At 61.3% G+C, this 13,167-nt stretch carries 15 protein-coding genes; 6 read left to right on the top strand and 9 right to left on the bottom strand.

The genetic code is table 11. The features are described from left to right. Positions 1-14 precede the first annotated feature (14 nt). Positions 15-587 carry a hypothetical protein gene (locus ANTHELSMS3_RS15670; protein WP_094035688.1) on the top strand — a complete coding sequence of 191 codons (573 nt, stop codon included), beginning with the start codon at positions 15-17 and terminating at the stop codon, positions 585-587. A 110-nt stretch (positions 588-697) separates the two neighbouring features. Here ANTHELSMS3_RS15670 and ANTHELSMS3_RS15665 read toward each other — a convergent pair whose 3' ends face one another. Continuing rightward, entirely contained in the window at positions 698-2,173 is a 1,476-nt protein-coding gene (locus tag ANTHELSMS3_RS15665; RefSeq protein WP_094035687.1) for a carboxypeptidase M32, read from the bottom strand. Next, entirely contained in the window at positions 2,174-3,319 is a 1,146-nt protein-coding gene (gene ctaA / locus ANTHELSMS3_RS15660) for a heme A synthase (protein ID WP_094035686.1), read from the bottom strand. 235 nt (positions 3,320-3,554) lie between these two features. Between ctaA and ANTHELSMS3_RS15655 the strand changes: the two genes are divergently transcribed. From ANTHELSMS3_RS15655 to ANTHELSMS3_RS15645, 3 genes are all read left to right on the top strand, one after another. Next, positions 3,555-3,884: an SH3 domain-containing protein gene (locus ANTHELSMS3_RS15655; RefSeq protein ID WP_094035685.1), complete on the top strand. Its 330-nt coding sequence runs from the start codon at positions 3,555-3,557 to the stop codon at positions 3,882-3,884. 677 nt (positions 3,885-4,561) lie between these two features. After that, on the top strand, positions 4,562-4,891 hold the full coding sequence (locus ANTHELSMS3_RS15650; protein ID WP_094035684.1) for an SH3 domain-containing protein: 330 nt from the start codon (positions 4,562-4,564) through the stop codon (positions 4,889-4,891). A 248-nt stretch (positions 4,892-5,139) separates the two neighbouring features. Further along, on the top strand, positions 5,140-5,508 hold the full coding sequence (locus ANTHELSMS3_RS15645; RefSeq protein ID WP_094035683.1) for an SH3 domain-containing protein: 369 nt from the start codon (positions 5,140-5,142) through the stop codon (positions 5,506-5,508). 73 nt (positions 5,509-5,581) lie between these two features. Here ANTHELSMS3_RS15645 and ANTHELSMS3_RS15640 read toward each other — a convergent pair whose 3' ends face one another. Continuing rightward, positions 5,582-6,331, bottom strand: a complete 750-nt coding sequence (locus ANTHELSMS3_RS15640; RefSeq protein ID WP_094035682.1) for an RNA methyltransferase — start codon at positions 6,329-6,331, stop codon at positions 5,582-5,584. Between the two features lie 131 nt (positions 6,332-6,462). Between ANTHELSMS3_RS15640 and ANTHELSMS3_RS15635 the strand changes: the two genes are divergently transcribed. After that, entirely contained in the window at positions 6,463-7,089 is a 627-nt protein-coding gene (locus ANTHELSMS3_RS15635; protein ID WP_094035681.1) for a thiamine phosphate synthase, read from the top strand. Positions 7,090-7,102: 13 nt separating this feature from the next. Here ANTHELSMS3_RS15635 and ANTHELSMS3_RS15630 read toward each other — a convergent pair whose 3' ends face one another. From ANTHELSMS3_RS15630 to ANTHELSMS3_RS15620, 3 genes are all read right to left on the bottom strand, one after another. Beyond that, positions 7,103-7,951, bottom strand: coding sequence for a lysophospholipid acyltransferase family protein (locus ANTHELSMS3_RS15630; protein WP_094035680.1), 849 nt, complete (start codon positions 7,949-7,951; stop codon positions 7,103-7,105). A 7-nt stretch (positions 7,952-7,958) separates the two neighbouring features. After that, positions 7,959-8,711 (bottom strand): GNAT family N-acetyltransferase, encoded by a 753-nt coding sequence (locus tag ANTHELSMS3_RS15625; RefSeq protein WP_254694753.1) that lies wholly within the window; start codon positions 8,709-8,711, stop codon positions 7,959-7,961. Positions 8,712-8,835: 124 nt separating this feature from the next. Next, a complete protein-coding gene (locus tag ANTHELSMS3_RS15620) occupies positions 8,836-9,018 on the bottom strand; it encodes a DUF3553 domain-containing protein (protein WP_094037168.1) in 183 nt (60 codons plus the stop codon). Between the two features lie 28 nt (positions 9,019-9,046). On the opposite strand from ANTHELSMS3_RS15620, the gene ANTHELSMS3_RS15615 reads away from it, so the two are divergent. Beyond that, positions 9,047-9,652 (top strand): histidine phosphotransferase family protein, encoded by a 606-nt coding sequence (locus ANTHELSMS3_RS15615; RefSeq protein WP_094035678.1) that lies wholly within the window; start codon positions 9,047-9,049, stop codon positions 9,650-9,652. A gap of 29 nt (positions 9,653-9,681) precedes the next feature. Here ANTHELSMS3_RS15615 and ANTHELSMS3_RS15610 read toward each other — a convergent pair whose 3' ends face one another. The 3 genes from ANTHELSMS3_RS15610 to obgE form a co-directional block, all read right to left on the bottom strand. Further along, positions 9,682-10,947, bottom strand: a complete 1,266-nt coding sequence (locus ANTHELSMS3_RS15610; protein WP_094035677.1) for a glutamate-5-semialdehyde dehydrogenase — start codon at positions 10,945-10,947, stop codon at positions 9,682-9,684. A gap of 73 nt (positions 10,948-11,020) precedes the next feature. Then, on the bottom strand, positions 11,021-12,127 hold the full coding sequence (gene proB, locus ANTHELSMS3_RS15605) for a glutamate 5-kinase (protein ID WP_094035676.1): 1,107 nt from the start codon (positions 12,125-12,127) through the stop codon (positions 11,021-11,023). Beyond that, on the bottom strand, positions 12,115-13,164 hold the full coding sequence (gene obgE, locus ANTHELSMS3_RS15600) for a GTPase ObgE (RefSeq protein WP_094035675.1): 1,050 nt from the start codon (positions 13,162-13,164) through the stop codon (positions 12,115-12,117). The genes proB and obgE overlap by 13 nt, the downstream gene beginning before the upstream one ends. Positions 13,165-13,167 lie beyond the last annotated feature (3 nt).

Genomic DNA, 13,167 nt, shown 5'->3' with positions numbered 1-13,167 from the left:
AAAACAGGCTTTCGATGCGTATTCTATCTATTGTTCTGGCCTTTGTTGCCTTTGGCGTTGGTGTCGTTTTCTTCTACGCTCGGTATGATCGGTATCAACAGAACCAACGCATCGAGGCCCAGAATGTCCGAAAGGCCGATTCGAACAAACTGGTCAAGGCCATCAACGGCCTTGATAGCCGGTCGCGCGATTGTTCGGATTGGTTCGTGGGGCTGACCACTGGTCAATACGCGGAGGCGTCGACCACCGACAATGTCGCGATCTCCTTCAGTGAGACTTGCGCCAGCAGCATGGTCACACGCGCGGATGAACTGGGGGCCTTGATCAGTCGTCTTGCGGACAAGGACCCCGAACCGGGCCGCGCCAGCCTGTTGGCCGAATCCAGGGCCCTGGCAGAGGTCTATCGCAGCCAGTCCGATGATTTCGACAAAGCCTACACCCTGATGATCCAGGCCAGCGGTCCCTCGGCGCGCGCGTCGCTGGCGCCGCAGGTGGCACAATTGATCAACCGGGCCATACCGGCCATCAACCGCAGCCTGTCCGCGTTGGAAGACGCGCGCAAAAGCTACATCTACCCAGAGAGCTGAGAGGCGGATTGGCGGTAACGGTTACAGGCAAAGAACAACAGAACGGTTACAGGCAAAGAACAACAGCGCCGTATCGCGGCGCTGTTACCCTTTTTAGGGGCTTGTACCCTTTACAACCCGTACAGCGCCGAGAATTTCTCTTCGAGATAGTCCAGCAACGGCGCTTCGGTGGGCGCCCGGCCGCTGGCCTTTTCAATCACTTCGCGCGGCGTATACAACCCGCCGTACTGTTGCAGGTTCTCCTTCAACCAGCCCGTCGCGGCCGAAGTATCGCCCTGAGCCAATTGCGCGTCGAGATCGGTAACCGCATCCCGCAATGCTTTGTAGAGGCACCCGGCGTAGACATTGCCCATGGAATAGGTCGGGAAATAGCCAAACAGCCCTGCAGACCAATGCACATCCTGCAACACCCCGTCCGAAGGTTTGTCCACCGCAAAGCCAAAGTCGGCCTTGAACCGGTCGTTCCACGCCGCCTCCAGATCATCGACCAGCAGATCGCCAGAGATCAACGCTCGCTCCAGATCAAACCGCAATAGGACGTGCAGGTTGTATTGCAGCTCATCCGCCTCGGTGCGGATATAGCCGTTCCGAACCTGATTGACGGCGGCATAAAAGCCGTCCTCATCCGTGATGCCAAAGTTGCCAAAGGTGTCGCGCATCTGGCGGTACAACCACCCGGTGAAAGCACGGGAGCGGCCCAGTTGGTTTTCATAGATGCGGCTCTGGCTTTCGTGCACGCCCATCGACACCCCTGCCCCCAGCGGCGTCAGCCGGTACTGCGTGTCGATGTTTTGCTCATAGCAGCCGTGTCCGACCTCATGGATGGTCGAATAGAAACAGTTGAACGGCTCCAACGGCATGGTGCGTGTGGTGATCCGAACATCGTCACCAGAGCCAGAACTGAACGGATGCACCGCCTTGTCCACGCGGCCGCGTTTCATGTCATAGCCAAAGGTCTTGGCCAGCAGGCGCGCCAGTTTCATCTGGCCACCTTCGTCAAACGTGCCGGACAGACCTTGGGGCTGCGGCTTCGCCAGCACCGCCTCGCGGAGCGCAACCAGACGCGGCCGCAATGCGCCAAACATCGCCTCTAGGTCTGCGGCCTTGGCGCCCGGTTCGTAATCTTCCAGCAGCGCGTCGTAGACATCGCCCCCAGCCGCCAGTGCCGCGCCCTCTTCCTGACGCAGGGCGATCACCTCTTTCAGGACAGGTGCAAAGCCTGCAAAATCGTCATCTGCGCGCGACTCGGCCCAAATCACATGACTGCGGCTGACCAGTCGCGCGATTTCGGACGCCAGCCGTTCGGGGACGCGCACGGCGCGTTCATGGCTGCGGCGGATGTGGCGCAGCTGCGCACGGGCCACCGCGTCCAGCTCGTCTTCGGCAATCGCGGCCAGCCAGTCACCCACACGCGGATCTGTCCGGCGCTGGTGCAGCACCGCCTCCATCGCTGCTCGTTCGTCACTACGCTGGTCTGCCGCGCCGCGCGGCATCATGGTTTCCTGGTCCCAGCTCAGACGCCCCGCAACCTGCGCCAACGCCTCTGTATCGCGCTGGAACGCCATCAACTCTTCATACACACCCATTCAGGACGTCCCTCTTACACTTTGTGGTGCGGGGTATCGCGCGGCAAAGCGCGCCCGCAAGATCAATGCCCATAGCGCGACTGCCCCCAACTGATGCAGGATGGCAATCTGCCACGGTGCCGAATACACAACCGTGACGATACCTAGCGCAACCTGCAGGAGCAAGGCAGCAAGGACTGCATTGAAACGAAAGCGTGTATCACCGTTTGGCGACCGGCGCGCGCGCCGCCAGACGACAATGCCAAAGATCAGCAACAGGTAACCTGCAAATCGGTGGATGAACTGCACCATTCCCGCATTCTCGAAGAAATTGCGCCACAGCGGTTCCAGATCCAGCGCGTTGGACGGAAAAATCTCTCCGCCCATCATGGGCCAGTCGTTGTAGCTGCGCCCCGCGTCAATCCCAGCCACCAGTGCGCCCAGAAGGATCTGCAAAAAGCTGAAGTGCAGCAAGCCGGTGGACATGGAAAACAGTTTTGGCTCGGCGCTGCGCCGCGCCTGCATCAGGGCGCGTTCCTCATAGGTCAAGCGGTACACATACCACACGATAAATCCGAGAATGACAAAGGCAAGCCCAAGGTGCGTGGCCAACCGGTATGATGCGACATCCAGCCGGTCACCGCCCAATCCGGATGACACCATCCACCAGCCGATCGCCCCTTGCAAACCGCCCAGCACGCCAAGGCCCAGCAGCCGCCCAGTCCAACCAGGCGGGATCGCCCTAGCCGCAAGGAATCCGAAGAAACCGACCGCCCAAACCAGACCGATCACCCGGCCCAGCTGTCGGTGGCCCCATTCCCACCAATAGATGAACTGGAACTCGGACAGGGTCATGCCCGCGTTCTGCAACTGGTATTCCGGGATCTGTTTGTATTTCTCGAACTCGGCCGCCCACGACTCTGCGTTCATCGGGGGCAGCGCGCCGGTGACGGGGCGCCATTCGGTGATCGACAACCCGCTGTCCGTCAGCCGCGTCAACCCGCCGACGGCAATCATCACAACCACAAGCGCAAACAGAAGCATCAGCCATAGCCGCACAGCCCCGCGCGCACCGCGCTTGCCAGAGTCGATCATGCCCCCTGACGGTCGGGCCGGCACCTGTGCCTTGTCGCCCACTTCTTCAAACAGCTTGCGTTTCTCTGCCATGCCCGCCTCCGTATTGTTGCCCCGGACACTAGTGCGCTCCCCCCTGTCCTTCAAGCGCCCACAAGCCAGGTCTTGGCACGTCACCAAGGGTCGGGAATACCACCGTCAGGTATGCCTGACTTATGGCTCGAAGGCCATTTCGCTAGATTGAGGTCACAGAATACGAAGACCCCAAAGACCCGCAGCCAAGCTAAACCAGCCACCAGATCAAAGACTTCTAAAAAGGATCAACACCATGAAAAAGTTCATTCTTTCCGCCGTCCTCGCCGCCGCCGCAATGACCGCTTCGGCCGCTTCCGCAACTCAGGCCTGGATCGGTGACTATCACCTGAACGCCCGCTCCGGCCCCGGCACCAACTATCACAAGCTGGGCACCTTCAACCCCTGCACCCCCGTGCATGTGGTCGCCTACAACCACGGTTGGGCAAAGGTCTACTTCAACCACAAATACTACTGGGTGTCGGCCAAATACCTGCAGGGCCAGTCCTGCCATTGGGCACCCAAGAAGAAGCACCACAAGAAGCACTACAACCAGAAGCGCCACAACCAGCACTACAACTACTGACCCCTCCCTCCCGGCGCCGGTCTCCTCCTCCCGGACCGGCCCCGGCCTCCTTGCGGATCGATTCCCCCGGATCGGTCCGTTTTTTGTTTGCGCCGGCTCTGAAGAACAGATCGCGTGATCGACCCATCTCGGGGCTCAGGCGTGTTCGTCGACCTGCAGGGGCGGAAACTGGCCAAGCCGGTATGAAATGCTCACGCGCCATAGCCAGATGATGGTCTGGATTGATCCCCGGATAAGCTGAGAGGTCACCGCGAAAAGCAGGCGTGACGTATGGCAAGGCTGCGGCTCCGCCTTCCAGACGTGTCATTCCATGAAACGGATGTCGGGCAACGCGCGGGGCGTCGATTGTCAAGTCGCGGGCATCGATGTCCTGCCACGATCATGAGCGGCGACACCGCACCCCGAAGGCCCGTCACAGGGGCCGCAGGATATGTCCACCAGGCGCACGGGACAGCCAGATCATTTACCGCTGCATGCACCAGTGCCTCTTGGCCAGACCGGGCACGATCACAAAGCGCTGCCGCACCAAGGGTCGGGAATACCTCCGTCAGGTATGCCTGACTTATGGCTCGAAGGCCATTTCGCTAGATTGAGGTCACAGAATACGAAGACCCCAAAGACCCGCAGCCAAGCCAAACCGGCCACCAGATCAAAGACTTCAAAAAAGGATCAACACCATGAAAAAGTTCATTCTTTCCGCCGTCCTCGCCGCCGCCGCAATGACCGCTTCGGCCGCTTCCGCAACTCAGGCCTGGATCGGTGACTATCACCTGAACGCCCGCTCCGGCCCCGGCACCAACTATCACAAGCTGGGCACCTTCAACCCCTGCACCGCCGTGCATGTGGTCGCCTACAACCACGGTTGGGCAAAGGTCTACTTCAACCACAAATACTACTGGGTGTCGGCCAAATACCTGCAGGGCCAGTCCTGCCATTGGGCACCCAAGAAGAAGCACCACAAGAAGCACTACAACCAGAAGCGCCACAACCAGCACTACAACTACTGACCCCTCCCTCCCGGCGCCGGTCTCCTCCTCCCGGACCGGCCCCGGACTCCTTGCGGATCGATCCCCCCGGATCGGTCCGTTTCTCTTTGGAACCTTGGGAAACAGACCCCTCGCAGGAAAGTCTTGGCCGGTCAGGAATGCCTGACTTATGGTAAAGAGGTGGAGAACGTAAATTGTGCTTACAGGTTACCAAGCGCCTACAATCATTCAAAGACCAGCCAAGTTCATAGACCCAAAGGAACAGCATCATGAAAACCTTCCTGATTTCCGCCACCCTTGCAGCTGCCGCACTGACCGCATCGATCGCCTCTGCCGATCAGGCATGGGTCGGCCAGAACCACCTGAACTATCGCACTGGTCCCGGCCTGAACTACGCCGTCGCCGGCACTTTCCAGCCTTGCCATGTGTTGGACACCTATGACCGCCAGTACGGTTGGGTTCAGGTGCTGCATCAGGGCCAGTACTACTGGGTGCATCAGGATTATGTGGTGAACCACGCCTGCACCTATACTGCACCGCAACACACCTACACCCCGCCCAAGCCCACCTATACGCCGCCCAAGAAAACCTACACGCCTCCGAAAAAGTCCGGCGGCTACGGCGGCAGCAACTACTGATTTTGCCCTGATCACCGGCGCCGGTTTTCCTCCCTGGCTGGCCCGGCCGACTAGCGGATTGATCCCCTCAGGATCAGTCCGCTTTTTTGTCTTTCCAGCGCACGACCTGCCGCATCATGCCGTGCAGCATCTGCACATCCGCGCGGGTCAACGGCAGCCGGGACCACATGTTACGCAGATTGGTCTTCATGCCATCGGCCTTGGTTTCGGGATAAAAGAACCCCGCCTCCTCCAGCCGGTCCTCATAGTGACGGGCCAGATGTTCGACCTCATGCGCCTGCGCCACCTCGGTCCCTGCCAAAGTCTCGGTCACGGGCGCGATCTGCGCAGTGGCGCGTTGCCATTCATAGGCCATCAACAGCACGCACTGCGCAAGGTTCAGCGAATAGAACTCTGGGTTGACCGGGACCGTGATGATCGCGTTCGCCTGGGCCACGTCCTCATTTTCCAGTCCGGCCCGTTCGGGGCCAAACATGACCGACACCCGCTGACCCAATGCGATTCGGCGGGCCGCCTCAGCCATGGCCTCGCGCGGCTCATAGACCGACTTGGTCAGGTCGCGTGTCCGCGCCGTGGTCGCGAAAACGAAATGGCTGTCCGATAGTGCCTCTGCCAGCGTATCGGTGTGGATCGCCTCATCCAGCAGCCGACCGGCACCGGATGCCATCGCCACCGCCTTGGGGTTGGGCCAGCCATCGCGCGGGCCCACGACCCGCATCCGGTCCAGGCCAAAGTTCCACATCGCCCGCGCCGCAGCGCCGATGTTCTCGCCCATCTGGGGCCGGACCAGCACAAAGGCCGGTTGCGGTCTGTCAGTTGCCATGGAACCCTCCTGAAGATCGGCGGAGGGGTACTGCCCCCGCACGCCGGGGGCAAGCCCGACCCGGATGTGAAAAACGCAGGTGCAAACGGGACAGAGCCGCGTTATGAGAGCGTTCGGACCAGGAGAGCGCCATGACGACCGAAGACCGGGATGCCCCGCAAATCTACCTAGTGACCCCGCCAGAATTTGACCTTGGCAGCTTTCCCGAGCAATTGGCCCGGGTTGTGGGTGAGATTGACGTTGCCTGCTTGCGCCTCAGCCTGGCCACCCGGGACGAGGATCGCCTGCTGCGCGCGGCCGATGCGGTCCGCGAGGTTGCGCACAAGGTCGATGTGGCGCTGGTGATCGACACCCATGTTGTGATGGCTGAACGGCTGGGGCTGGACGGGGTGCACCTCCTGGACGGCGCGCGCACTGTCCGTTTCGCCCGCAAGACGCTGGGCCCTGACGCGATTGTCGGCGCATCCTGCCGCCAATCCCGGCATGAAGGCATGTCCGCCGCCGAGGGTGGTGCAGATTATGTGTCCTTTGGCCCCGTCTCTGGTGCGCTGGAAGACGGCGAACTGGCCGACCCTGAACTGTTCATCTGGTGGACCGAAATGATCGAACTTCCTGTGGTGGCCGAAAGTGGCTTGAACGCGGACCTGATCACTCAACTGGCCCCGATCACCGACTTCTTTTCAATTGGTGAGGAAATCTGGTCGACCGAAGACCCCGCCGCTACGCTGAAGATCTTTGAAAAGGCCATGCGCGGCTGACGCGGCCCGCCCGTCAGCTCATTTCGGGATCAAGTGGCCCCAGTTCCGCGATGTGTCCATCCTGAACCTGCGTTTCCAGCGCACGCGCCAGGCTCTTGCGATTGGCATAATCATCCACCCGCAAGGCAGGATGATACACCAACACAACGCGGCCCTGCCGCCGCTGTGCCAGAATCCGTAACAGCGAGGGGCCGAACTCCATCTCGCCCCACCAACCGTAGAAACGCGGATTCGTGCCCGGCGGGGCGTGGTAGACCACGCTGACCGGCTGAATCTGCATCTGGTGTCGCAGTTTGTCCGAAAAAAAGGCCGCGAACAGCGTGGTCTTGAACGGCAAGACCCGCAGTCCGTCCGTCGATGTCCCTTCCGGGAAAAACAGCAGCCGGTGCCCCTGTAGCAAACGGTCCTCGAACACCTCTGTCTGCGCTCGCGCCTCACGCCGGTCGCGGTTGATGAACACCGTCCCCGTCGCCCGCGCCAGCCAGCCGATGCCCGGCCAGCCCGACACCTCTGCCTTGGAGACGAAGTAGATCGTCTTACGGCTGTTGAGCACAAAAATATCGAGCCATGACGTGTGATTGGCCACCACAGCGCCCGGCCCTGTCATGGGCTGACCGCGCACTTCAACTGGCAACCCCATAATAACAAGCACCGTGCGGCAGACAAATTGCGTGATCAAAGGTGTCACCGGGCGGCGCGCACCAAACAGTGGCCGCTCTATCAGCCGCGCCAGCAACAGCAGGCCCAGACACCCGAATATCACCACCACCATGACGGGCGCTCGCAGGGCGACCAATAGCCATCCCAGAGCATCGATCGGCGGCAAGTCGGGCGGGTCAGCCCCCTCCCACGTCTGACTCATGCCCGTCTCACCGGCCGCGATCCTGAGTATACCGGGCGCGCTGGCGGTCGTTCATCCGTTCCGTGTCCATCACAAGGCAGACGTCTACCGTGTTGAAATCACGATCAATAAAGGCCCCATCGCCAACACATCCTCCCAAGCGCAGATAGGCTTTGATCAGCGCGGGAACCTGCAGCATGGCGCGGCGGCGGTCGATCTGATCCTCTGGCATCAAGTCCATGGACTGAAACTCGCGCGCGCGCGGGCGCAGTTCTGCCGGGGACAAATGGCGATGGTGCAGCAAGGACAGTGGTTCGGCCATTTTGTTCACGTCGATGCCATGAAAGCTGGCCACGCCAAACAGCACCTCAATGCTATGTTCCCGAACGTATTTACCCAAGCCCTGCCACAGGAGAAACATGGCCGGCCCGCCACGGTAGTCGCGGTGCAGACAGGAGCGGCCCAATTCCAGCAGCCTGCGGCCACTGCTTTTGAGCGCGGTCAGGTCATATTCATCTTCAGAATAGAATTGTCCTGCGGCCTTGGCCTGATCCTCGCGCAGGACGCGGTAGACCCCGACAACCGCATTGTCGCGCAGATTGTCGCATATCAGAAGATGGTCGAAAAACGGATCGAACCTGTCCCGTTCCAGACGTGCCTCATGATCGACCAGCGCGCCATCGCCCCCCAGTTCCGCCACGAACACCTCATAGCGCAGGCGTTGCGCCGCCTCGATATCCCTGGCGTTTTCCGCAAGCCGGACCGTGAAGGCCTCTGTCACACTTTTGTCCCCCGCGTCTGGCCGCCTGATGTCTGGTGGTCATAGGCAAGCCGCCGTTGGAGTGCAATGTTTCCCGTGGTAGTGCGACACTGGTTAACCATTCCTCAACCTGTGTTGGAATACGTTAACCATCGTACACCGGGAGGAGAGACACGCGGGCACCGTCGATCACGACCTTGCCTTCTTCCCGAAAATTGACAGTAATCCGGCCTCCGATGTTCGACTGAACCTGGCCAGTGCCCCAATCGGGCTGGTCCGGGTGCCGGACCAGCATCCCCGGTTCAAGTAAAGAGTTGAGATCCGCCATTCCAATTCCCTCCAGAACGGAGCCAGACATGTCCGAGCCCCGCGCAAATCTTGCCGCTCTTGTCGGGTCGCGCCTATGCCACGACCTTATCAGCCCCATCGGCGCCATCCAGAACGGCCTGGAACTGATCGCCCTGTCCGGTCCTGCGGACACCAGCCCGGAAATGGCGCTGATCCAGGAAAGCTGCGAAAGCGCCGCGGCCCGCATCCGTTTTTTCCGGGTCGCCTTTGGTCTGGCAGGCCCCCAACAGATGATGGGCCGCCGTGAGATCATGTCCACCCTGACAGCCCTCGGCAAGGGCGGCAAGCTGCGGACGGACTGGATGCCGCAGGACGATCTTCCCCGTATTGAGGTGCAACTGGCCTTTCTGGCCTATCTGTGCTGCGAAACTGCGCTGCCGGCCGGCGGCACGGTCCGGTTTGATCGGGACGCCGCCGGTTGGGCGCTGAGTGCCAGTGGCCCGCGACTGACGGTTGACCAGCCGTTGTGGGATCATCTGAACGGCAGTGCCGCGCTGGAAGAGCCCCCAGCCAACCGTGTCCATTTCGCCCTGTTGGCGATCCTGGCAGAGGCGGCGGGGCACAAGCTCTTTGCAACCCTGCGCGACGACACCATCTTACTAAAGATTGCCTGACCCCTCACCTGCCTCAGCTGCGGGCCTGATTAGGCCCGCACTGTGCCATCCCCGGTCACAAGGTACTTGAAGCTGGTCAGTTGCTCTGCACCCACCGGGCCACGCGCGTGCATCTTGCCGGTGGCGATGCCGATTTCCGCCCCCATGCCGAACTCACCGCCATCCGCGAACTGAGTCGAGGCGTTGCGCATCAGGATCGCCGAATCGAGCCGCTCAAAGAACCTTGCGGCGGTGGCGTCATCCTCTGTCAGGATACAGTCGGTGTGGTTCGATCCATACTGGCGGATATGTGCAATAGCGGCGTCGATGTCATCCACGACCCGCGCGGCGATGATGCTGTCTAGGTATTCGTGCCCCCAGTCCTCGGACGTGGCCGGAACGGTTCCGGGGATCACCTGCAATTCGGCATCGGCGCGCACCTCGACATCCGCCTCCAGCAGCGTGCGGATCACTCCTTGGCCGATGGTTTCGGCCACATCGCGGTGGATCAGCAGGCATTCAGCCGCGCCGCAAATGCCGGTGCGCCGGGTTTTGGCGTTCTTGACGACGGACAGCGCCTTGACCGGATCGGCGTCCTTGTCGATGTAGATGTGAACGATCCCCTCAAGATGGGCAAAGACCGGCACCCGCGCCTCACGCTGCACCAGACCCACCAAGCCCTTGCCGCCGCGCGGCACAATGACGTCGATATAGTCGGTCATCTTCAGCATTTCGCTGACCGCAGCGCGGTCCCGAGTCGGCACCAGCTGGATTGCCGTCTCCGGAAGACCCGCAGCGCGCAGCCCCTCAACGAGACAAGCGTGGATTGCGCCGGACGAATGAAAGCTCTCAGACCCGCCGCGCAGGATCACCGCATTCCCGGCCTTGAGGCACAGAGCACCGGCATCCGCTGTAACGTTGGGGCGCGATTCGTAGATCACACCGACAACCCCCAGCGGCGTGCACACGCGCTGGATGTGCAGACCCGTGGGCCGATCCCATTCGGCCATGACAGCCCCCACAGGATCCTCTTGCGCCGCGACAGAGCGTAGGCTGTCACAGATCCCCTGAATGCGTGTCTCATCCAGCATCAACCGGTCCATCATCGCCTTGGACAGGTCTTTTTGGCGGCCATAGTCCAGATCACGGGCGTTCGCCTCGATGATCTGCGCGCGCGATGCCCAGACAGCGTCGGCGGCACTCTCCAGCGCCTTGCGCTTTTGCTCGGCTGGGGCAAAAGCCAGATCCGCAGCGGCGGCGCGCGCTTTTTCACCGATGTCTTGCATCAGGGCGGGAATGTTATCGAGATCTTTCATCGGAAGAACCCTCTGGCCAATGGTGGATATGTGTATTTCTAGAGAGAAGAAGCAGAACGGTCAAAGCGTGACGTCAAACCGCCATGTCATCGCGGTGGATCAATACCGCGCGTCCCGGATACCCAAGGATCGCCTCGATGTCGCGGCTGTGGTGTCCGGCGATGGCGCGCGCCTCTGTCGCGGTATAGCGCGTCAGCCCCTGCCCCAGTGTGGTGCCCGTGAAGCTGCGGATTGTCACCGGTTCGCCGCGGCCGAAATCCCCCTCGACCGCGCGCAACCCAGCCGGCAAGAGCGATTTGCCAGAGGCCAGCGCAGTCGCTGCTCCCTCATCCACACGCAGCGTGCCTTGGGGTTTCATCGCCGCGATCCAGCGTTTGCGCGCCGCGTGCGGGTCAAGCTTCGGGGTGAACAAGGTCGATGGTGCGCCCATCATCAGCCGCCGCAACGGATGCAGATCCGCCCCGTGAGAGATGATCATCGCACAGCCAGAGGCGGTTGCCGTCTTGGCTGCCATCACTTTGGTCTTCATCCCGCCCTTGGACAGGCCAGACCCGGCATCGCCTGCCATGCCTTCGATCTCGGGCGTGATATCGTCAATAATATCAAGCCGCTCTGCCGCAGGATCGGTCGTCGGATTCGCGGTGTACAACCCGTCCACATCCGACAACAGGACCAGAAGATCCGCGCCCACGGTCACCGCCACCTGCGCCGCAAGACGGTCATTATCACCATAGCGGATCTCATCCGTCGCGACGGTATCGTTCTCGTTTACGATGGGAACCGCGCCAAAACCCAGCAAGGTTTCCAGCGTCGCGCGTGAATTCAAATAGCGGCGGCGGTCAGCGCTGTCCTCCAGCGTTACCAGCACTTGCGCTGTGATCAGACCGTGCGGGGCCAATGCCTCTTGCCAGGCGCGGGCCAGCCGGATTTGACCAACAGCAGCAGCGGCCTGCGATTGTTCAAGCGGTAGCACGCTGGACGGCAGGCGAAGGATGCCGCGCCCCAGCGCGATGGACCCGGATGACACCAGCACCACATCCGCGCCGCGCGCCTTCAGTTCGGCGACGTCTTCGGCAATTGAGGTCAGCCAATCAGTGCGCAAATCACCGCTGGCGCGATCCACCAGCAAGGCTGACCCGATCTTGACGACGACGCGACGCGCCGAGGTCAGGGATGCCATTGCCCATCCTCCCCTTCCTCGACCTCCGGGGCCGGGCGGTCAGCGGCGCGGCGCGCCTCGACATGGGGTCGCAGGGCGCGCAGCACCTCTGTTACGCCCTCTTTGGTGGCACCGGACATCAGCATCACGTTCTCTGCGCCAGCGGCCTCAAGTTCGTCCTTGAGGAACACGCGCTCTTCGTCGTCCAATGCGTCGATCTTGTTCAGCACAGTCACGCGCGGCTTGTCCGCCAGCCCCGCGCCATAAGCATCGAGTTCGTTGCAGATCGTCTGATAATCTTCAATCAGGCTACCAGATGTGCCATCTATCAGGTGCAACAACACGGCGCTGCGTTCGACATGGCCAAGAAAGATGTCACCCAGCCCCCTGCCCTCATGCGCGCCCTCGATCAGGCCGGGAATGTCCGCAACGACAAATTCGGTGTTGTCGACCGCCACGACCCCAAGGTTGGGGTGCAGCGTGGTAAACGGATAATCGGCAATCTTGGGCCGCGCATTGGACGTCACCGACAAAAAGGTGCTTTTGCCCGCGTTGGGCAGACCCAGCAGACCCACATCGGCAATCAGCTTGAGCCGGAGCCAAAGCGTCCGTTCAACGCCATCCTGCCCCGGGTTCGCATTGCGCGGTCCCTGATTGGTCGAGCTTTTGAATTGCAGGTTACCCCAGCCGCCATTGCCGCCTTTGGCAATCCGCACCCGTTGTCCCAGTTCGGTGATATCGGCGATCACCGTTTCCTCATCCTCTTCAAGGATCTCGGTGCCCACCGGCACCTTGAGGATGATGTCATTGCCATCAGCGCCAGTGCGGTTTTGGCCCCGGCCCGACTGGCCGTTCTGAGCAAACCAGTGCTGTTGATAGCGAAAGTCGATCAGCGTGTTCAGCCCATCGACCGCCTCGACCCAGACCGACCCACCGCGCCCACCGTCGCCGCCATCCGGGCCGCCGTATTCGATGAACTTTTCGCGGCGGAAACTGACGCAGCCGTTACCGCCTGCGCCGGAGCGGATATAAACCTTGCAGAGATCGAGGAATTTCATGGA

It is taken from the genome of Antarctobacter heliothermus (genome assembly GCF_002237555.1).
In the GTDB taxonomy this organism is placed as follows: domain Bacteria; phylum Pseudomonadota; class Alphaproteobacteria; order Rhodobacterales; family Rhodobacteraceae; genus Antarctobacter; species Antarctobacter heliothermus_B.
Note: the sequence above shows the minus strand (reverse complement) of the source record. Positions and strands in the feature narration are given on the sequence as shown.

What these genes read in the sequence shown, in the direction of transcription:
- ANTHELSMS3_RS15670 (WP_094035688.1), top strand. Translation starts at nt 15, where the DNA reads ATGCGTATTCTATCTATTGTTCTGGCCTTTGTTGCCTTTGGCGTTGGT.
- ANTHELSMS3_RS15665 (WP_094035687.1), bottom strand. Translation starts at nt 2,173, where the DNA reads ATGGGTGTGTATGAAGAGTTGATGGCGTTCCAGCGCGATACAGAGGCG.
- ctaA (WP_094035686.1), bottom strand. Translation starts at nt 3,319, where the DNA reads ATGGCAGAGAAACGCAAGCTGTTTGAAGAAGTGGGCGACAAGGCACAG.
- ANTHELSMS3_RS15655 (WP_094035685.1), top strand. Translation starts at nt 3,555, where the DNA reads ATGAAAAAGTTCATTCTTTCCGCCGTCCTCGCCGCCGCCGCAATGACC.
- ANTHELSMS3_RS15650 (WP_094035684.1), top strand. Translation starts at nt 4,562, where the DNA reads ATGAAAAAGTTCATTCTTTCCGCCGTCCTCGCCGCCGCCGCAATGACC.
- ANTHELSMS3_RS15645 (WP_094035683.1), top strand. Translation starts at nt 5,140, where the DNA reads ATGAAAACCTTCCTGATTTCCGCCACCCTTGCAGCTGCCGCACTGACC.
- ANTHELSMS3_RS15640 (WP_094035682.1), bottom strand. Translation starts at nt 6,331, where the DNA reads ATGGCAACTGACAGACCGCAACCGGCCTTTGTGCTGGTCCGGCCCCAG.
- ANTHELSMS3_RS15635 (WP_094035681.1), top strand. Translation starts at nt 6,463, where the DNA reads ATGACGACCGAAGACCGGGATGCCCCGCAAATCTACCTAGTGACCCCG.
- ANTHELSMS3_RS15630 (WP_094035680.1), bottom strand. Translation starts at nt 7,951, where the DNA reads ATGAGTCAGACGTGGGAGGGGGCTGACCCGCCCGACTTGCCGCCGATC.
- ANTHELSMS3_RS15620 (WP_094037168.1), bottom strand. Translation starts at nt 9,018, where the DNA reads ATGGCGGATCTCAACTCTTTACTTGAACCGGGGATGCTGGTCCGGCAC.
- ANTHELSMS3_RS15615 (WP_094035678.1), top strand. Translation starts at nt 9,047, where the DNA reads ATGTCCGAGCCCCGCGCAAATCTTGCCGCTCTTGTCGGGTCGCGCCTA.
- ANTHELSMS3_RS15610 (WP_094035677.1), bottom strand. Translation starts at nt 10,947, where the DNA reads ATGAAAGATCTCGATAACATTCCCGCCCTGATGCAAGACATCGGTGAA.
- proB (WP_094035676.1), bottom strand. Translation starts at nt 12,127, where the DNA reads ATGGCATCCCTGACCTCGGCGCGTCGCGTCGTCGTCAAGATCGGGTCA.
- obgE (WP_094035675.1), bottom strand. Translation starts at nt 13,164, where the DNA reads ATGAAATTCCTCGATCTCTGCAAGGTTTATATCCGCTCCGGCGCAGGC.